Annotated in this window: 25 protein-coding genes and 2 pseudogenes; 6 read left to right on the top strand and 21 right to left on the bottom strand. The window is 64.1% G+C overall.

Annotated features, from left to right (window positions below; all coding sequences use genetic code 11):
- Positions 1-12: 12 nt before the first annotated feature.
- Genes vapC through AAF143_RS15340 form a run of 4 tightly spaced genes read right to left on the bottom strand, consistent with a single transcriptional unit; the run spans position 13 to position 1,339 of the window.
- Positions 13-423, bottom strand: a complete 411-nt coding sequence (vapC, locus tag AAF143_RS15325) for a type II toxin-antitoxin system tRNA(fMet)-specific endonuclease VapC (protein WP_255006981.1) — start codon at positions 421-423, stop codon at positions 13-15.
- Positions 420-710: an antitoxin gene (locus AAF143_RS15330; protein WP_255006983.1), complete on the bottom strand. Its 291-nt coding sequence runs from the start codon at positions 708-710 to the stop codon at positions 420-422. The genes vapC and AAF143_RS15330 overlap by 4 nt, the downstream gene beginning before the upstream one ends.
- A 6-nt stretch (positions 711-716) precedes the next feature.
- A complete protein-coding gene (locus AAF143_RS15335) occupies positions 717-1,106 on the bottom strand; it encodes a PIN domain-containing protein (RefSeq protein WP_255006988.1) in 390 nt (129 codons plus the stop codon).
- On the bottom strand, positions 1,106-1,339 hold the full coding sequence (locus AAF143_RS15340; RefSeq protein WP_255006990.1) for an AbrB/MazE/SpoVT family DNA-binding domain-containing protein: 234 nt from the start codon (positions 1,337-1,339) through the stop codon (positions 1,106-1,108). Before AAF143_RS15340 ends, AAF143_RS15335 begins: the two co-directional genes overlap by 1 nt.
- A gap of 266 nt (positions 1,340-1,605) precedes the next feature.
- Here AAF143_RS15340 and AAF143_RS15345 point away from each other — a divergent pair, with 266 nt between their 5' ends.
- The 3 genes from AAF143_RS15345 (at position 1,606) to AAF143_RS15355 (ending at position 3,611) form a co-directional block, all read left to right on the top strand.
- On the top strand, positions 1,606-2,025 hold the full coding sequence (locus AAF143_RS15345) for a hypothetical protein (RefSeq protein WP_414027312.1): 420 nt from the start codon (positions 1,606-1,608) through the stop codon (positions 2,023-2,025).
- A 1,017-nt stretch (positions 2,026-3,042) separates the two neighbouring features.
- Entirely contained in the window at positions 3,043-3,282 is a 240-nt protein-coding gene (locus tag AAF143_RS15350) for an AbrB/MazE/SpoVT family DNA-binding domain-containing protein (protein WP_255006993.1), read from the top strand.
- An 11-nt stretch (positions 3,283-3,293) separates the two neighbouring features.
- Positions 3,294-3,611 (top strand): type II toxin-antitoxin system PemK/MazF family toxin, encoded by a 318-nt coding sequence (locus AAF143_RS15355; RefSeq protein ID WP_414027313.1) that lies wholly within the window; start codon positions 3,294-3,296, stop codon positions 3,609-3,611.
- A 38-nt stretch (positions 3,612-3,649) separates the two neighbouring features.
- Here the strand turns inward: AAF143_RS15355 and AAF143_RS15360 are convergent, their stop codons facing one another.
- On the bottom strand, positions 3,650-3,808 hold the full coding sequence (locus tag AAF143_RS15360) for a hypothetical protein (protein ID WP_414027314.1): 159 nt from the start codon (positions 3,806-3,808) through the stop codon (positions 3,650-3,652).
- 78 nt (positions 3,809-3,886) lie between these two features.
- On the opposite strand from AAF143_RS15360, the gene AAF143_RS15365 reads away from it, so the two are divergent.
- Positions 3,887-4,681 carry a peptidoglycan-binding protein gene (locus tag AAF143_RS15365; RefSeq protein WP_255007005.1) on the top strand — a complete coding sequence of 265 codons (795 nt, stop codon included), beginning with the start codon at positions 3,887-3,889 and terminating at the stop codon, positions 4,679-4,681.
- 16 nt (positions 4,682-4,697) lie between these two features.
- On the opposite strand, the gene AAF143_RS15370 is transcribed toward AAF143_RS15365, so the two are convergent.
- From AAF143_RS15370 to AAF143_RS15390, 5 genes are all read right to left on the bottom strand, one after another.
- Positions 4,698-5,090: a type II toxin-antitoxin system VapC family toxin gene (locus tag AAF143_RS15370; protein ID WP_255007007.1), complete on the bottom strand. Its 393-nt coding sequence runs from the start codon at positions 5,088-5,090 to the stop codon at positions 4,698-4,700.
- Positions 5,090-5,347 (bottom strand): type II toxin-antitoxin system Phd/YefM family antitoxin, encoded by a 258-nt coding sequence (locus AAF143_RS15375; RefSeq protein ID WP_255007008.1) that lies wholly within the window; start codon positions 5,345-5,347, stop codon positions 5,090-5,092. Before AAF143_RS15375 ends, AAF143_RS15370 begins: the two co-directional genes overlap by 1 nt.
- A gap of 68 nt (positions 5,348-5,415) precedes the next feature.
- Positions 5,416-6,648, bottom strand: a complete 1,233-nt coding sequence (locus tag AAF143_RS15380) for a glycosyltransferase family 4 protein (RefSeq protein ID WP_414027315.1) — start codon at positions 6,646-6,648, stop codon at positions 5,416-5,418.
- Between the two features lie 312 nt (positions 6,649-6,960).
- Positions 6,961-7,503 (bottom strand): WcaF family extracellular polysaccharide biosynthesis acetyltransferase, encoded by a 543-nt coding sequence (locus AAF143_RS15385; RefSeq protein WP_255007011.1) that lies wholly within the window; start codon positions 7,501-7,503, stop codon positions 6,961-6,963.
- A 72-nt stretch (positions 7,504-7,575) separates the two neighbouring features.
- A complete protein-coding gene (locus AAF143_RS15390; protein ID WP_255007013.1) occupies positions 7,576-7,917 on the bottom strand; it encodes a hypothetical protein in 342 nt (113 codons plus the stop codon).
- Positions 7,918-8,102: 185 nt separating this feature from the next.
- Here AAF143_RS15390 and AAF143_RS15395 point away from each other — a divergent pair, with 185 nt between their 5' ends.
- On the top strand, positions 8,103-8,510 hold the full coding sequence (locus AAF143_RS15395) for a nucleotidyltransferase family protein (protein WP_255007014.1): 408 nt from the start codon (positions 8,103-8,105) through the stop codon (positions 8,508-8,510).
- A 36-nt stretch (positions 8,511-8,546) separates the two neighbouring features.
- Here the strand turns inward: AAF143_RS15395 and AAF143_RS15400 are convergent, their stop codons facing one another.
- From AAF143_RS15400 to AAF143_RS15445, 10 genes and pseudogenes are all read right to left on the bottom strand, one after another.
- Entirely contained in the window at positions 8,547-9,245 is a 699-nt protein-coding gene (locus AAF143_RS15400) for a class I SAM-dependent methyltransferase (protein WP_255007016.1), read from the bottom strand.
- The gene (locus AAF143_RS15405) at positions 9,242-9,535 is read right to left on the bottom strand and encodes a hypothetical protein (protein WP_414027316.1); all 294 of its coding nucleotides are present in this window, start codon (positions 9,533-9,535) and stop codon (positions 9,242-9,244) included. The genes AAF143_RS15400 and AAF143_RS15405 overlap by 4 nt, the downstream gene beginning before the upstream one ends.
- Complete coding sequence (locus tag AAF143_RS15410) at positions 9,529-10,035, bottom strand: glycosyltransferase family 2 protein (RefSeq protein WP_414027317.1); 507 nt, start codon at positions 10,033-10,035, stop codon at positions 9,529-9,531. Before AAF143_RS15410 ends, AAF143_RS15405 begins: the two co-directional genes overlap by 7 nt.
- Positions 10,016-10,954: a hypothetical protein gene (locus AAF143_RS15415; protein WP_255007019.1), complete on the bottom strand. Its 939-nt coding sequence runs from the start codon at positions 10,952-10,954 to the stop codon at positions 10,016-10,018. Before AAF143_RS15415 ends, AAF143_RS15410 begins: the two co-directional genes overlap by 20 nt.
- Before the next feature lie 106 nt (positions 10,955-11,060).
- On the bottom strand, positions 11,061-11,564 hold the full coding sequence (locus tag AAF143_RS15420; RefSeq protein WP_414027517.1) for a glycosyltransferase: 504 nt from the start codon (positions 11,562-11,564) through the stop codon (positions 11,061-11,063).
- Between the two features lie 161 nt (positions 11,565-11,725).
- Positions 11,726-12,292, bottom strand: a pseudogene (locus AAF143_RS15425) (glycosyltransferase); the annotation flags it as partial.
- 37 nt (positions 12,293-12,329) lie between these two features.
- Entirely contained in the window at positions 12,330-13,436 is a 1,107-nt protein-coding gene (locus AAF143_RS15430; RefSeq protein ID WP_255007026.1) for an acyltransferase family protein, read from the bottom strand.
- 33 nt (positions 13,437-13,469) lie between these two features.
- Complete coding sequence (locus tag AAF143_RS15435; protein ID WP_414027318.1) at positions 13,470-13,592, bottom strand: hypothetical protein; 123 nt, start codon at positions 13,590-13,592, stop codon at positions 13,470-13,472.
- Between the two features lie 7 nt (positions 13,593-13,599).
- Positions 13,600-14,451 (bottom strand): FkbM family methyltransferase, encoded by an 852-nt coding sequence (locus AAF143_RS15440; RefSeq protein ID WP_255007033.1) that lies wholly within the window; start codon positions 14,449-14,451, stop codon positions 13,600-13,602.
- Positions 14,451-15,563: an asparagine synthase-related protein gene (locus AAF143_RS15445; protein ID WP_414027319.1), complete on the bottom strand. Its 1,113-nt coding sequence runs from the start codon at positions 15,561-15,563 to the stop codon at positions 14,451-14,453. The genes AAF143_RS15440 and AAF143_RS15445 overlap by 1 nt, the downstream gene beginning before the upstream one ends.
- Positions 15,564-15,676: 113 nt before the next feature.
- Between AAF143_RS15445 and AAF143_RS15450 the strand changes: the two genes are divergently transcribed.
- Positions 15,677-15,898, top strand: a complete 222-nt coding sequence (locus AAF143_RS15450; protein WP_414027320.1) for a hypothetical protein — start codon at positions 15,677-15,679, stop codon at positions 15,896-15,898.
- Here AAF143_RS15450 and AAF143_RS15455 read toward each other — a convergent pair.
- Positions 15,809-16,252: pseudogene (locus tag AAF143_RS15455) on the bottom strand (asparagine synthetase B family protein); the annotation flags it as partial. The gene AAF143_RS15450 and the pseudogene AAF143_RS15455 overlap by 90 nt on opposite strands.
- Position 16,253 lies beyond the last annotated feature (1 nt).

Genomic DNA, 16,253 nt, shown 5'->3' on the forward strand with positions numbered 1-16,253 from the left:
GGGGGCATGGCCTCATTCGCTTGGATCAGCCTTCCAATTCTCGATGGCGAGCTCCTGCACGCGTCTGAACTCCCGCTCGTTGTTGGTCACCAAGGTGAGGCCCCGGCTGAGGGCTTGGGCCGCGATCAAGGTATCGAGGGGCCCGATGGGTTGGCCCCGTTGTTCGAGGCGGGCGCGGACATCGCCGTAGACCATCGCGTCCTCGGAGTTGAACGGAAGGATGGCGATGGGCGAGAGAAAGGCCTCCAATCGCTGCAGGGTGGCCTGAGGGGAGTTGCTCTTGGACGCCCCTGACCTGAGCTCTGCTTCCGTGATCACGCTGATCGCCACATCCCAACGGCTCACCGAAAGGAGCCGTTTCAGCACCAGGCTGTTCCCTTTGATGGCGAAGATGCAGGTGTCGGTGTCCAGCAGATAGATCAAACCAGCCGTTCCCGTTCGTCCAGAAGCCCCTGATCAGGCCGAACGAAGTCGTCTCCAACACCTTGGAACGACTCCAGATAATCCTCGGGCCAATCCTCCAGCGGCTCAAGGATCACCGCTCGACCTTGCCTCCGCACCAGCACGGACTCGCCGGAAAACCGAAACTCCTTCGGCAGTCGCACCGCCTGGCTGCGGCTGGTCCAGAACAACTTGGCGATCTTGGCTTCGTCCATCGGCGGATCGCTGGTAGATACCATGATACGCACCACCGCAACAGAGTCTGCCACGCCCGATCAGCCCAACCACTCCTGATCCAGGCGCTGGATCGCCTTGAACTCCGGGTCCTTGTGCACGAGCACGGCACCCTGGGTGAGGGCCGCAGCGGCGATCCAGGCATCCACTACCGATAGGGCGTGGGTGGCCTTGATCCGCGCGGCCTCGCTCAGCAGAGGTTCGCTGGACTCGATCCAGCCCAGCGGCAAGGAGCAGAGCTGCTCATAGGCCAGGCGGCCAGCCTGCTCCCCTTCGTCTTTCCAGACCCGGTAAAGCACCTCCATGCGGGTCATGAAACAGGCCAGGCAGCGTTGCGGGCCGCCCAGCAGGGCCTCAACCCGTTCAGCGCCGGCCTCGTCGTCCCGCAGGGCGAGCAGGGCTGAGCTGTCGAGCAGCACCAGCGTGCCCATCAGCTCTCCAGCGAAGCGTCCCGCCTGCGCTCGGCCAGCAACCGGGCAACAGCGCCTCCTTGCTTGCCCTGGCCCCGAAAGGCCTGCACCGGTGAGGGATCCACCGGCACGACCCGGATCGTGCCGTCGCTCTCCACGCTCCACTCGAGCCGCTGGGAAGGCCCCAGCGCGAACCGCTGGCGGATGGCCGCCGGAATCACGGTCTGACCACGGGCGGTGATCGTGCTGCGCATGGTGAAGTACTGAATTGGCTCTATGGTAATTCATTTCAGCCTGTGCGACCCAGCTGACAGGCCTCAAGCCGTGGCTGGGGCGGCAGCAGGGGCGCCAGAGGCCTGCGGGATCCCTCATCGCAAGCTCTCGCCGAGCGGACCAACGAGCGGCGCTGAACGCTGATGGCGGCTCGGTTCTCAGGCGTTGCTCAGGTTGTTCTGAGCCTGGGCCCAAGCTTGGAGGTTGACGGTTGAACTAAGCTCGAGCCAACGATAAGTATTTTGACTTGAAGGCCCTCCTGCCAACCCTGCTCGGTGCCGGCTGTGTGGCGGGGCTGGTGTTGGGGGTGAGCAGCCCGGCGGAGGCGATTACTTATTGGATCAGGAGCGGAACCTACACCTATTCCGGCTCGACTGGAGCACCAACATTCAGTGGCTATTTCGACTGGGATGGTTCTGCGCTCAGCGGTGGATCGCTGACTGTTAGCGGCTCCAATCCTTTAGGTGGCACCAGTACAACGTATTCAAACGTTGCCTACAACGCCAGCAATCCTGTATCACCAAATTCATTCCTTACCTTCTTCAACAACCCTGGCCAGACTCCTTCAGGCATCACATTTCAGCTGACAGGCGTACTTTCTGCAGCCCCTAACGGCACTTCCCACGGCAACATTTTCCCCTACCCTGACAAATACTTACTTTTGTAGCGATTATAAGTCAGGCAATAAGGTCCTAAATGCCAATACTGTAACCACAGGCAACGGAACCAATGGTATCAATACAGATAATGCACCTGTTGGGGGTTGCGAAGGCAATAAAACTGCACTAACCAGCCTCAGCGGCACGATCGCCGCTCCGGCCCCCACGTCCTGGCTGGGTCTCATTGTCTTGGCTCCTCTGTTTGCCCTTCGCCGTCGCTACGCCGACCTCAAGACCAAACTGGCCTCTTCCCCAGGCCTTGCCTGAGCTGAGGTCAAAAGCTCACACTCTTCCTGTTCGATTTGTTGGGCAATGGCAGAGCATCTTTCGTGATTGGAGTTGTCACCAACGATTGAGCCCAGCCCATCAATGCATCAGGCCAGTAAACCTCGATGGATGGATGCTCGATCCAACGATCTTGTTGCCCGATTCAGCACCCTTCAGATCACGATTCCCCCGATAGGTAGGAAGCACGCCCTCATGGAGCCAGGGAAATCACGGCCCGCTGCCAGGAATGGGCCCATCGTGCCGAAGGCTCCCAGCCGTTGATTCAGCTGGTGCAGCTAGTGCGGCTGGTGCAGCTGGTCGGGAGGTTGCTCCACCATCACCCAGGGCAACGCTGGGAATCCCAGGTTCACTGAAGCGATCTGGCAAGGAGCCGCTATCAAAGCCATGGCTCCCCATCGCCGTGAATCAGGCGATGAAAGCCCCGAAGCATTCGAGCTCAAGGTCCGCTCGATCCTTGTGGCCCACGACCAGAGCAAAGGTCTTGAGACCTTCATGGGCCGCAGCGGCCGGGTTTCAGAGCGGCTGAATCGATCGAGGCCCCTCAGCCTTGCCTGGATGGAAACCCTGCCGTTCGGCCCGGGGAGTCCTGCTGAGCTGCTCGTATACAACACCCATCCAACCGCCCGGGCAACAACGAACCGGCCGTCGGGGGCGAAGGTGGGGGCATCGAGAGGCGCAGATCCAATCAGGCGATGACGACGTGATTACAATGTGATTACGTCGTAGGGAGGGATGCCTTGAGGGCCAAGCTCATCAACATCGGCAACTCGAGGGGGATTCGCCTCTCCAAGCCCCTGCTGCAGGAAGCTGGATTGACGGATGAAGTCGAGATCCACGCTGCCCCAGGCCTGCTGACGATCACGCCCGTTGCATCAGGCCGTGCCGGCTGGGCTGAGGCGGCGGCCAGCTTGGGGGCCGAAACACTCCTGGATGAACCCAGCGCCACCCTCTTCGACGCTGGGGAATGGGTCTGGTGAGCGGCCTCCCTGTGGCCCGTGGGGATGTCTTTCTCGTGGCCTTGAATCCCACGCGCGGCCCGGAGATCACCAAGACCAGGCCCGCCTTGATCGTCTCCCCCGATGAACTGAATGCCCACCTTCGCACCTTCATCGTTGCGCCCCTGACAACCGGAGGGCACCCCTATCCGTTTCGAATCGCCTGCCGCTTCGAGGGCAAGGCTGGTCATCTCGTCCCCGATCAGTTGCGCACCGTCGATCGAGAACGGTTGGTCAAGAAGCTGGGCGTACTGCCTGAAGAAACGGTGTTACGCGTTCTTGAGGTCTTGCAGGCGATGTTTGCTCCTTGATCAGTCCATTCCCAGCCTGTAGCGATGCAGCAGCCAGCTCACCGATCCGCCCACTCCTGGCGCAGCTGATCCTCGAGCGTCAGAGCATCGCCTGGCCGATCGCTCCAGAGCCCGAACACAGTGCCGTGGCTGGGCTGCTGGCAGAGGGCCTCCAGCTGCCGCCGCTCCTCCTCGGGCCAATCGATGCTGCTGCCCACAATGACGTGATCTGGTGTCGACATTTTATGGAGGTCAGCCCCTAGATTCCGCCGTCGGTTCACGCCCCAGCCACCACCATGACCACCGCCGCCGACGTGTTGCGCCTCGCCGCCGGGGAGATCGGCTTTGGGGAAACCGCCTCCAACAACATCACCAAGTACGGCGCCTGGTACGGCCTGCAGTCGGAATGGTGCGGCCTGTTCTGCTCCTATGTGTTCCACCAGGCGGGTCTGCCCCTACAGGTCACCACCGCCAAGGGTTTCAGTTATTGCCCCTTTGCCGTGGCCTGGTTCAAAGAACGGGGCTGGTGGATTGAACCCCGAGCCGGCGCCCAACCCGGGGATCTGGTCTTCTTCGATTGGTACCCGGGAACGGCCGATTCCGATGCCTGGCATGTGGGCCTGGTGGAATCGATTCAGCCCAGCGGCCAGGTGATCTGCATCAACGGCAATATCGGCCCCTTCCCCGCCCGCGTGCGCCGCGATCGCCATCCGATGGCGAACGTCTACGGCTACGGCCGGCCCCGCTTCGATGGGCTCAGCGCGCCGGCGGAAATCACGGGCGCCCCCGCCTGGCCAGGGATCTACCGCAGCCTCACCAGTCCGCTCAGCGCCGGCCAGGACGTGCTCGCCTGGCAGCGGCGCCTGATCCAGCTGGGCTGGAACCTGGGCGCGTCCGGCCCCACCGGCCAGGGCGATGACGGCAGCTTCGGCCCTGTGTCCTACCAGCAGCTCATGGCCTTCCAGCGCGCCGCCGGCCTGGAGGTGGATGGCATTTTGGGCCCCGAATCCTGGCGGCTGGCCTTTGCTGAGAACGCGCCCAGGGGAGCCGAAATAGGATCCAACGCACAAGCGAGCAAGACGGCGGAGTGAGGGCAACAGAGCAACGTCACCACAGCCGTTGAACAGGAAAGGGCTCCAGGGCTGGATCCGCCGAGATCAGCACCAGTTGCTCCAGTTCCCCCTGGGCGGCCAGCAGGCGATCAAACGGATCGCGATGGGCCTGGCCGTAGGACCCTGCCCGCAGGCCATGGGCCGCTGAAATCGAAAGATGTCGAAAGCCCTGGCGATCCAGCAGACCCTGGTAATCCCCCAACAGCACGGCCGCCGTCGGCAGTTTGCCCAGGCGGTGCTTGGTGGCGATTTCCCAGGCGCTCGCGGCGCTGACGAGGACGTCTGAACCGGGGTCGTTCAACACGGCCAGCACCTTCGCGCTCAGGCGCTCCGGTTCGGCGAGCCACCACAGCAGCACATGGGTGTCGAGCAAATGACGCCGAGCCATCAAAGCTGGGGAAACAGCGCGCCTTCAAAGGCGTCAAGTTCCGCTTCGCTCAGCGGTTCCAGCAACACATCCGGTGGGGGGAGCGGCATCCGATCCCTGAGCACGCCCGGTTGGCGCCAACCGGCTTCCCCGTCTAACGGCATCAGCCGGGCCCAGGGCTTGCCAGCCTTGGCCAGCACAATCGTTTCGCCGCCATGGGCCGCATCCAACAGCTGGGAGAGCTGGGTCTTGGCCTGGTGAACGTTGACCGTGCGCATGGGACTGACACGTCTAACTTGACTTAGCTTAGTCCGGTTGATCAAGCCGTCATGTGAGCTTCCCTGACCTACACGGCCAGGGCATCAAACTCCTTTGCAGATCGTTCCTCGACCTCCTCATCCAGGCGGCGGGTTTCTTCAATCGCCACGAGCTTTTCGAGCGGCAGGTGACGGCGAATCAGGCTCCAGTACCTGTCGGTGACCAGCTCCGGGGAGGCCTCGGCCAGCAGCAGCTGCCGGGCCGCCTCGCCATGGCACTGGGCCACCTCGGGATGGTCGACCAGGTGGCGGATCCAATCGGCCAGGGCATCGGAATCGCCGTTGGCGAACCAGGCGCCGCAGCCGCTGGAGCGCACCAACTGCTGCAATTCAGAGCCCTCGGGCGTGATCGCGGCGATCGGGGTGCCCGCCGCCAGGTGGCCGTAGAGCTTGCTGGGGGCCACGAGCCCCTCCGCCTCGATGCCCAGGCTCACCACCGCCAGATCGGCGGCGGTGAGCGAATAGGGCAACACCTCCAGATCCTGGTAGGGGAGGAACGCACAGTTGCTCAGGCCCCAGTCGCTGACCAGAGCCCTGAGGCGCTCCCGCTGGGGGCCGGAGCCGATGAACAGAAAGCGGATGCGCCCGTCGTGGCGGAGCAGCAGGGCCGCCGCCATCAACGTGACCAGGTCGTGACAGCGGCCCTGGTTGCCGGAGTAGAGCACCGTGAAGCCGTTCTCCAGGCCGTGCTCGCGCACGAAGGGATTGTCGGCCTTGGCCAGGGGCTGGATGCGCACGGGATCCGCCCAGCTGGGAATCACCGACAGCTTGCTCGCCACCTCGGGGCAGAAGCGCGTCACCCGCGCCTTCATCGACTCGCTGAGCACGATCAGTTCCTCGGCCTCGGCAAACACCCAGCGGTTCAATTCACGCCAGGTGCGCGTGAGCCAGTGGCGCTCGCCCAGCACCTTGAGCTCCACCAGCACGTCGGGGTAGAGGTCGTAGAGCAGCACCATGTAGGGGGTGCGGGTGAACAGGTGCAGCAGCCAGCCGACCACCGGCAGGTAGGCGGGTTCGGTGGTGTAGAGGATCAGATCGCCGCGACGGGCATAGCGCAGCAGCCGGGCGCTGGTGCGCAGGCAGAACAGCAGCCCGTTGACGGCGCGGCCGCGGATGCGCCTGGGCCAGAGCCGCGAGACGCGCGTGCGGCGGATGCAGCGGTTGGGCAGGAACTCCAGGCCCGGGGCGTCCTTCTGGCGGAAGGCATAGGCAGGCTGGCCGCTGACCACCTGCACCTGGAGGCCCCGCTGGGCGAGGCGCACGCTCAGATCATCCAGCAGTTGGCCGGTGGCGGCGAAATCGGGGGAAAGAACTGGCTCACCACCGTGAGCCGGGCGGTGCGGCTGACGCTGGAGCGCCAGGCCCAGCGGTGACGCAACTGGGCGCTCAGGCGGCGCAGGCCCCACAGGGGGCTGCAGAGGCGCCGGAGGGTGGTGGGGAAAGACCGTTGCTCACGGTTTCAGGCGGCCGGTGGGTGCTGGGGGCAGCCTGGGGGATAGGAGTCGCTGCATCCTTAAGCCCCGGTGAGCACTTCATTACATCTGGCCCTGCTCAGGGCGTCAATGCTGGGGTGCTCAGCGGGGGCCGCTCAGGCGGGCCGGGTGCCCGGCATAGATCGCTCCCGGCTCAAGCACGCCACTGGCCACCGCCGCCAGGGCGACCACGGTGCCGGCGCCCACCCGGGTGCCGGGGGCGAGCACGGCCCGAGCACCGATCCAGACGTCATCGCCCAGTTCGATCGGCCCCAGCAGCAGATCAAACGTGGGCTGACGGAAATCATGGTTGCCGGTGCAGAGGTAGGCCCCCTGGGAGAGGCAGACTCGGTCGCCGAGGCGCACCAGGGCCAGGTTGTCGATCCACACCGCTTCCCCCAGCCAGCAGGCCTGACCCACCACCAGCTGCCAGGGGTACTTCACCCGCAGGCCGGGCTTGATCCGGCAGCCCCGCCCCAGCCGCGCCCCGAAGGCCCGCAGCAGGGCCACACGCCAGGCCGAACCCGGCAACCAGCGCGCCGCCAGCAGCGGGCTGCCGGCGCAGAACCACAGCAGCTGCACCGGCTTGGGGGCCCCGACGGAGAAGTCGGGAGGCAGGCGGTAGGCGGCGAGGTCTTGGAGCATGGGGGGTGTGGGGCCTGATCGAGCGGTTGAATCACCGCAAGGGCCCACCGGGGAGATCAGCCAGTTCAGCAGCTACGAGTTCGAGGAATCGCCGGTGGAGAGGAGAGGGGTCGAGCCAGACAAGTGCTCCCGCTCGAAGCGCTCTAGCCTGGAGTTGATCGCAGCGAGACGAGCGTTCTCGCTCTCGATCTGCACGATCTCGCTCTCGATCTGCGCGATCTCGTTCTCGAGCCGCTGCATCCGCTGCTCGCGCTCGATCGCTTTCTGCTCGAGCGCGTATAGCTGAATCCGCTTTTCGATCGTCGGATGCCAATTTAAGTTCGCCAAAAGCCGCCGCCAGGGCGACAGCGATGCAAGGAATTCCTGCTTGCTGCGGTAGTGGGAAGGAAGTGGCGACTCCAGGGACATCGACATGGTCGTAGCTCGTCAACAGGGTGATCAAAGCCAGCAGGATGGCGCCGCCAAAGGCTGCCCAGGCTTGACGATCGAGAAACCACACCGTAGCCAGCACCGAAGCTCACCACATAATAGTACAGACGTACTGCAAGTCTGAGCGGGGGTGCTTGAAACGCCCAGTGAAGCGGATCTAACCTGAGGCCATGGCTGTGATCCCAACGCCTCCGGCCCTTCCCTGGGAGCATCCCACCGACCTGCCTGCGGGGCTGGAGCTGGGCCCTGGGCTGGATGGCGATCGACTGCGCTCCGGGTTGTTGGCGCTGATCGCCGAGCCGGAGGTGAAGGCCGTGGTGGGGTTCGGCTCCAGAGCCCGCGGTGAGGCCCGCAGCGACTCGGATCTGGATCTGGTGGTGATCACCCGCAGCGCCCAGCTCACGCCCCAGCAGAAGCTGGCGGGCTGGCGCCGCTACCGGTCGCTGCTGGGCTCGGTGCCGGTGGGCGTTGATCTGCTGGTGACCGGCTGGCAGGACGCTGCGCGCATGGCCGGCTCCCGTTGGCACGTGATGGGCGACGTGGCACGGGAAGGGAAAGTGCTCTATGCCACCGGCTGACTTGCTCGCTCTCCAGGTGTTTGCGGTGGAGGCCCGCTACGAGGAGGGGCCATTTCCGTTGCCCGCCAGCTGTTTGGAGGCGGTGCGCAGGGCGGCTGGTTCGTTGGTGCGGGCCCGCAGGAGCATCGACTTCCAGAGGAGCGGCAGCCGGCCGGCACCACGGAACGCCTCCAGCTCGAAGCCCGCCTCCACCAGCAGCTGGCCGAGGCTGCGGCGGCTCCAGAACTTGACGTGGCCCCCATCCCAGAGGGCCGTGAAGTGGGCGTCGAGCTGGCCTGTGGCGGCGAGCGCAAGGTTCTTGAGGTAGCCGTGGTACGGCGTAGAAACGATGAGTTGGCCGCCGGGGCGCAAGGCGCTGAAGGCCGCCGCCGCCCAGTCGCGGGGGGCGTAGCAGTGCTCCACCACCTCCAGGCTCACCACCAGATCAAACGGCGCTTCGCCCAACGTTTCCAGGAGCTGCGGCGTGGCGATGAGGGGCTCAAAGCGCAGCTGGGGATGGGCGCGCCGGGCCTCGGCGATCCCGGAGGCGCTCGGGTCCACCCCCACCACCTGGAAGCCGCGCCCGGCCAGCCAGCCGCTCAACCAGCCGTTGCCGCAGCCCAGATCAAGCACCCGCAACGGACCCTGCGGCCCCTGGGCGGCCGGTAGCAGCTGTGCCAGGGGCGCCAGCAGGAAGGCCTCCTCAGAGGGAATCCGCTGGCTCCAGCCGTAGTCGCCGATCGCGGGTGCCGTCACATCCGGGCCTCCCAGAGCATCAGGCTTAGCAGGATTTCGGCATACATCCGCTGGAAGGCATAGAACCAGCCGCGCCAGCCATCGAGCAGGCCGCCCTTGAGCACCAGACACACCAGCAGCACCGCAAACGGGGCGAGCACATGGGTCTTGCGCAGGCGATCGGCGGCGGAGAGCTGACCATGGGGAGTGGTGAGCAACTTGCTGGCTTCCTGTTGGAGATAACCCTCCTGGGAACGCAGCCAACGGGCAAGAGGTTTGCGGTCGTCGTGGAGGATCGGCTGATTCAGCAAAGCTGATGCACCCTGGAGCTCATAGCGATGGGCATGGCCGTCGTTGACGTAGCGGCCGGAACCCAGCCGGTACAAGGCCAGTCGAGGGGGAGAATGGATCCCCGCAAAGGCTTTCCATCGACGCAATAGCGAAAGGGAATGCGGAAACCTTTGATGGCATCAGAGACTTCAGCCAAGGCTGCTCGGATTTCAGCAACGAGCCCTAGGGAAATCCGGTAATCGGCATCAAGGCTGAGCACCCATGAGGTATTGATCTGTGTGAGGCCGAAGTTGCACTGCTCAGCAAACGAATCGAAGGCGCGGTGGACGACTTCCACCCGAGAATGGAGCGCCAGGATCTCCAGGGTGCGATCGGTGCTGCCGCTGTCGATGACCACGATCCGCTGCGCCCAGGTCAGGCCCTCGAGGGTACGGGCGATGTTGGGCTCCTCATTGTAAGTGAGCAGCAGTGGCGTGATCCCATCCAGAACCGAGCTGCAGTCAACCACGCCGAAATACATTAAGCAGAAGTAATCTCAGGGCCAACAGCAACTTAGCCACTAAATTAATGGGCGGATCCGGATGGGCACACAACAGAATAGGTTCGCTGTCCGCAGAGAAAGGGCGATTTCTGTCGACATAGATTACATCGAAATGCTGCTTAGAGAGACCAGAGAGATGCAACACCGGTGATGAGCCAGCCTGGGCAATCAGTTGCTGAGCCGTAAGCCGTTGCTTGGAGGAGATGAACTTAACCCGATTGGCTCGCACGTCCGCAGCGGAACGGGTGGCGAACCCTGAGAGAACGCAGGCCGACTGACCATCGAAGAACCTCGGCTCCACGTCACGCCCCGCCAGCAGCGACCAAGCTGATTGCTCGGACCACCATTTGTTGCGTAAACCCGCGAAGTAGCGCCTGACCGTGCGCTCGAGGAAATGGAGATCAATCGCGGCGGGCTGCAGCAGCACAAAACCTGCATTAAACGACAGCACCATCGCTTCCCGCAACGGCATTGTCCAATGAGCCCGGTAGGCCGGCACGTCCTCTCGCAGGTAATGGAGGCATGTTCCCTCGGGGAGCCGCACAGGGCAACGGATCAGAACATCGGTATCGATCAGCAGCACCCGTTCCAGATCTGCTCCGATCACCGCGACATCGAGAATCTTGCGCCAAGTGAGATCCTCCGCACGGATCTGACGCAGTAAAGGAAAGGGTTCCAACGCCACCGCAACGCGTTGCTCCTGATCCAGTTCGATGCGAAAGCGGAGGTGTCTGGGCAGCACAGACAGCGCCTCTGGCGTGAGTTCGCCGCCCCCATCGGAAAGCAGAAGAATCTCGTCCGAGCATCCTTCCATCAGCCCCCAGGACCGCACGCAATCGGGTACCCAGGAGTGCTGCAGGGGCCAAAGGCCAATCAATGAGACCAAGGTTGTGTTCATGAACGCAGGAGTTCTCGCTGGGACAGCTGGGGGCCTGCATGGCTCACCATGGATTGATCAGGCTGTCGGGTAACCACGAATGGATCGATGAGATAAACACAGGCCTTTAGATTTCAGTCCTTAGAGGGGATCGGGCCGATGGTCGACGCCCACCAGCGCCAGAGAAGTCCTTGAGGATCTCCTGGTAGTACTGCTCCAGCTGAGCAACAATCGATCCCCAGCAGTAAATGTTCGTGGCCAGAAGGCGCGCCGCCTCCGTCATCGCGGCAGGTGGTTGTTCCAGGGCGCGCTTTAACGCCCCGGCCAGGGCCTCCAAGTCGGCCTCCACCACCACACCCGCCCCAGCCCGTTCCACCGCAGCGGCGATGGCTACGCCTGGACAGAGAATCACGGGGGTGCCAGCGGCGAGGGCTTCGGCGGCGGCGATGCCGAAGTTTTCTGAAGCCGAGGGCAGCACGAACCAGTCGGCGCGCTGCAGCAGCTCCAGTTTGCGGGCACCAGCCACAAAACCCAGCCACTGGCAGCGTTCGGCAAGGCCCAGCCGCTGAGCGAGGGCCCTGAGCTCGGCCAGATAGGCGGGCTCCCCTCCCCGGCGATCTGCAGCGTCCAGGGGGCCTCGGGGCGCTGGAGTTGCAGGGCGGCGAGGGCCTCCAGCAGCAGCGGCAGTTGCTTCTTGGGATGGAGGCGAGAAAGGAACAAAAAGACAATCCGATCAGACGCCCCACGCTCCCGCGCCAGCAGCAACTCCGGCAACTCCGGCAGCTCCACCCCCAGGGGCAACACGAAGGACGGGGTGGCCAGGCCCAGATCCGCCGCTTCCTGCTGCTCGGCGTCACTGGTGAAGTGCAAGGCCGCCGCCCCCTCCAGGTTGCGGCGCTCGATCAGCCTGAGCAGCAGCCGCTTGCGGCCAGGGCTCTGCTTCAGGCTCCAGCGGTTGAGCTGGCCGATGCTGCGCAGCAGGTAGGGCACCTTCAGGGCCCGGGCGACGGCCATGCCGCTGGTGGAGGGATAGGAGAACAGCGCATGCACGTGCAGCAGATCGAACTCACGCAGGTGGGCCCGCAGCCAGCGCGTGAGCCCAGGGGCCACGGCGAATTCCCGCAGGGGCCCCAGGGGCGGACTCCAGCGGGGAAAGGCCAGCACGGGTACGCCCTGGCGTTCGTGCCACTCGCCCAGGGGCAGATCCGCCAGCAGCCCCGGCCCGTCGTCGTTGGTGGTGAGGATGCGGGCGTCCACCCCCTGGCGGCGCAGCTCGGCGGCCATCGCCAGCACCGCCTGGCTGGGGCCACCGCGCAAGGGACTGATCGAGGGGATGAGGTGGAGGATTCTCAGCAACATGTACCAAGCCGAAACGATCGAATCCCAAAAGCTTGAATCACTCCCTTCTCAACGAGGCGCGTACGGAGAAAAACGGTTTCTCAAGCAAGGAATAAGATGCGACTGCTACTACAAAGGAAGGCACAAGCCAAATCCTCCAATCCCACAGGAATGGAATGGAGTAATCCTGAGAATGGCCGAAGAAGAAGTGCGAGAGAAAAAGTACGTGCCAAACATAAAGAGAATAGCTAATGACACCGATACTGATCAACCATTTAGCGGATAACGCCCTTACCAAAATCCCGCCTGTTTCCGAGCAGGCCAAAAATATTTCAAATAACATGATCAAACCGATCAGGGGCTGCCTCAGTGCATCGAGCAATAGTGGCCCCGCATGATAACAGTCCAGGAAGAACATGACAGGAACGAGAAGGATTCCTGCAACTTGAGCCTCCCCCGCGGAAAAGAATTTAGCAATCGACGAATTATTTAATCTTCTCCAAAGATAGGCGCCTGCGACGCCAATTACAAGAGAATCTGCATAACGCATCAAACCGCGGGGCCCCAGCAATCTTGCGATAACTGAACCGCCGGCCCCAGGATCTGGAGCGGCCAGTCGAACCAATACCACAACGGAAACGATTAAAAATATGCCTACGATGGCTTTCCTTGGTGAACCAAAGCCAAAGAGAATAAACATCATGGGCCACAACGCATAAAACTGCCACTCAACAGAAAGACTCCAGAAATGAACTGTCGCCGAGTTGCCAACACCAAGATAATTCCTTGTTTGACTCAAAGCACCTGCATACGAAGAAAGACTGTCCGAATAAATCAAAACGAGATCAAGAAGCATAAGAGTGGCAATGTAGACGACACAGACCGGCAGCAACCGATACGCACGTCGCAGGTAAAACTTGCGGAGATCCACAGACCCCTTGCATTGGAGCTCATCCAACAAAATACCTGAAATTAAAAATCCAGACAAGACAAGGAAAATTCTTACTCCAAGATCGCCAAAAGAAAATACCCAATGATAAGCATTGGCAATTTGCACAGGAAAATTGTTGGCATAAGGGAAGTGAGAGATCAATACCAAAATAATAGCGACTCCTCTAATACCATCCAAGCTCTTAATGCGCCCTGACTTTCTAAGGGAATTCATTTGAAGCAAATTCGTTGTTTATTGGTCATGAATTCAAGAGTTTAACTTGAACAAATTCCACCCCTCACGGCGCAGCTCGGCGGTCATCGCCAGCACCGCCTGGCTGGGGCCGCCGCGCAGAGGGCTAATCGAGGGGATGAGGTGGAGGATGTTCATGCCGGCCTCAGATCGAAAGGCCCAGCACATCGAAGCAGGGCGCTGAGGCCACCCGGCCGCGGGCCCAGGTGAGATCTCGGATCCAGATCTGGTTGCCGGTGCGGGCATGGGGATCAACCGTGATCGTCCGGGTCCAGGGGTCGTAGCCGCAGGCCTGGTAGCCATGGCCCAACAGCACGCTCTGCACATCCGGGCTGCGGTCTTCGATCAACAGCGCCATCGGCGGCGCCTCAGCCAGGGTCTGCCGGGCTCCGCGCAGCACCTCCCGTTCGTGGCCTTCCACATCGAGCTTCCAGAGCGCGGCCTGGCGCAACCCCGCAATGGCATCGATCGGCAGCACCTCGACGCCGGCGGCGTGCCCGGCGTAGTCGTCTCCCACCACCTGATTCATTGGACCGCGATCGAGGCTGAAGCGCAGGTGGCCTGGCTCACTGCCGAGGGCGGCCTGATAGGCGCTGACCTGATCGAGCAGGCCATTGAAGGCGAGATTGCGCTGCAGCCAGGAGAAGGTGGCGGGGGCCGGCTCGAAGCTCAGCGAACAGCAGCCCACGGCCCCCGAAGCCAGCACGGTGTAGCTGCCCACGTTGGCTCCCAGGTCGGCGAAGCTGTCCGCAGGCCGGAGGAGATGCAGCACAAAGGCCATGTCGGGCCATTCATGCAGACCGCAGTAGAAGTTGCCGGTGGCGCCGGTCATGCCGCGGGTGATCACGAGGCTGGTGCCATTGACCCAGGGCACGGCCACGGGCCAGGGCAAGAGCCGGGCGCCGGGCTGCCAGCGCAGATAGCGGCCGGTCGCCTGAAGCCGGTCGCGACGGCTGAGCGGATGGCGCCAGATGTAGGGCAGGCCCCTTTGGAACATCACGTCAGCTCCACCCCCAGGTGCCGCTCCAGCCAATCGCTGAGCACCAGCAGCCCCCAGCGGCGGGCCCAGGGGCGCAGGTCGAGGTCGGCGGGGGTGGGGGGCAGCGGCGGCAGCCCCCAGGCGCGGGGTTGGAAGTCGTTGGCGTCGAACCAGCGCTGGAAGGGGAAGGAGAAGCCCTGCTTGGGGGCCCGGCCCACCAGCGCTTCGGCCTCGGGCACCGCCTGGCGCAACAGGCGCTTACGCGCCGCCAGGCGCTGGGCGGCCGGCTGACCGGCCACGGCCCGCAGCAGCTCCGCATCCACCAGCGGCAGGCGCAACTCCAGCGCGTGGGCCATCGCCATCCCATCGCTGTCGATCAGCAGTTGCTGGCCCATGTAGAGGCTGCTCTCCAGCCAGGCGATCTGATCCGCGGCGCTGGGGAAGCGGGAGGAATCCTCCACGGGTGAGGCCTCAGGGCCTTGCGGCTCCGGGGGCTCCAGGCCCCAGTGGCGCAGCAGGCGGGCCACCTCGCTGGGGGAGAAGATGCCGCGCAGGGAGCGGTAGCTGCTCTCGATCGAGGCCGGCCGGCGCAGGCCGTCGGCGATCCGCTGGGCACCGGCGCGGTGGCTGCGGCCGAGGGCGGCGGCGGCCAACGGAGCCAGGGCCTGCAGGCCGCGGTGCAGCCGCCAGGCCCGGGGCAGGCGCTGGAAGCTGGGGTAGCCACCAAACAATTCATCGCCGCCCAGGCCGCTGAGCACCACCTTGAGCCCCAGCCCCGCCGCCAGCTTGGAGACGCCGTAGGTGTTGAAGCCATCGACGCTGGGCTGATCGATCGCCCCCAGGAAGCCGGGGATGTGGGCGGCCGCATCGGCGGCGCGGAGCTGCACGTTGTGGTGGGTGGCGCCGAACTGACGGGCGAGGGCGGCGGCACGCCCGGATTCATCGAAGCCGGCCTCGGCGAAGCCGATCGAGATGGTGGTGAGCGGCTGCTCCGCCAACGCGAGCACGGCGGCGGAATCAAGACCACCGGAGAGGAACAGGCCCACGGGCACATCGCTGAGCAGGTGGGCCCGCACCGAGGCGCCCAGGGCCGTGCGGGTGTGGGCCACCAGATCGGGGCCCTCCAGCACCCCATCGGGGGCGTAGCTGGGCTGCCAGTGGCGCTGGATCTGCCAGCGGCCCTCCTGCCAGAGGCCCAGGTGGCCGGGGGCAGCGGGGTGATCCCCTCCACCAGGGTGCGGTGGTGGGGGAGGCTGCCCTGGCTCAGGAAATCGGCCAGCCCCTGCCGATCCAGCCGCCGCGGCACCCGCCCGGTGGCCAGCAGGGCGCGCAGCTCGGAGGCGAACAGCAGTTCGCCATGGCTGCCGTGGTGCAGGTAGAGGGGCTTGATGCCGTAGGGATCGCGGGCCAGCAGGGCGCGGCGTTCCTGGCGATCCCAGAGGCAGAAGGCGTACATGCCCCGTAGCCGCTGCAGGGCGCCGAGGCCATAGCGCGCATAGAGCTCCAGCAGCACTTCGGTGTCGCTGCTCGAATGGAAGCGGTGGCCCAGGCGCTCCAGCTGACAGCGCAGCTCGCGCTGGTTGTAGATCTCGCCGTTGAACACCACCACGTAGCGCCCGCAGGCCGAGGGCATCGGCTGGTGGCCGGCGGGGGAGAGGTCCTGGATCGCCAGGCGCCGGTGAACCAGGGTGATGCCCCGCTCACTCCAGACACCGGCGTCATCGGGGCCGCGGTGGGCGAGGGCCTGGTCGAGGGCCGCCACCAGATCGGGAGCCGATGGCTCGGCGGAGGGAGACAACAGGCCAGCGATGCCGCACATC

The organism is Cyanobium sp. ATX-6F1, assembly GCF_047395825.1.
Taxonomy (GTDB): Bacteria; Cyanobacteriota; Cyanobacteriia; order PCC-6307; family Cyanobiaceae; genus ATX-6F1.

Coding starts and splice junctions, on each gene's coding strand:
- AAF143_RS15335 (WP_255006988.1), bottom strand. CDS start 1,106: ATGGGCACGCTGGTGCTGCTCGACAGCTCAGCCCTGCTCGCCCTGCGG.
- AAF143_RS15340 (WP_255006990.1), bottom strand. CDS start 1,339: ATGCGCAGCACGATCACCGCCCGTGGTCAGACCGTGATTCCGGCGGCC.
- AAF143_RS15365 (WP_255007005.1), top strand. CDS start 3,887: ATGACCACCGCCGCCGACGTGTTGCGCCTCGCCGCCGGGGAGATCGGC.
- AAF143_RS15370 (WP_255007007.1), bottom strand. CDS start 5,090: ATGGCTCGGCGTCATTTGCTCGACACCCATGTGCTGCTGTGGTGGCTC.
- AAF143_RS15375 (WP_255007008.1), bottom strand. CDS start 5,347: ATGCGCACGGTCAACGTTCACCAGGCCAAGACCCAGCTCTCCCAGCTG.
- AAF143_RS15385 (WP_255007011.1), bottom strand. CDS start 7,503: ATGCTCCAAGACCTCGCCGCCTACCGCCTGCCTCCCGACTTCTCCGTC.
- AAF143_RS15390 (WP_255007013.1), bottom strand. CDS start 7,917: ATGTCGATGTCCCTGGAGTCGCCACTTCCTTCCCACTACCGCAGCAAG.
- AAF143_RS15395 (WP_255007014.1), top strand. CDS start 8,103: ATGGCTGTGATCCCAACGCCTCCGGCCCTTCCCTGGGAGCATCCCACC.
- AAF143_RS15410 (WP_414027317.1), bottom strand. CDS start 10,035: ATGTATTTCGGCGTGGTTGACTGCAGCTCGGTTCTGGATGGGATCACG.
- AAF143_RS15415 (WP_255007019.1), bottom strand. CDS start 10,954: ATGAACACAACCTTGGTCTCATTGATTGGCCTTTGGCCCCTGCAGCAC.
- AAF143_RS15430 (WP_255007026.1), bottom strand. CDS start 13,436: ATGAATTCCCTTAGAAAGTCAGGGCGCATTAAGAGCTTGGATGGTATT.
- AAF143_RS15435 (WP_414027318.1), bottom strand. CDS start 13,592: ATGAACATCCTCCACCTCATCCCCTCGATTAGCCCTCTGCGCGGCGGC.
- AAF143_RS15440 (WP_255007033.1), bottom strand. CDS start 14,451: ATGTTCCAAAGGGGCCTGCCCTACATCTGGCGCCATCCGCTCAGCCGT.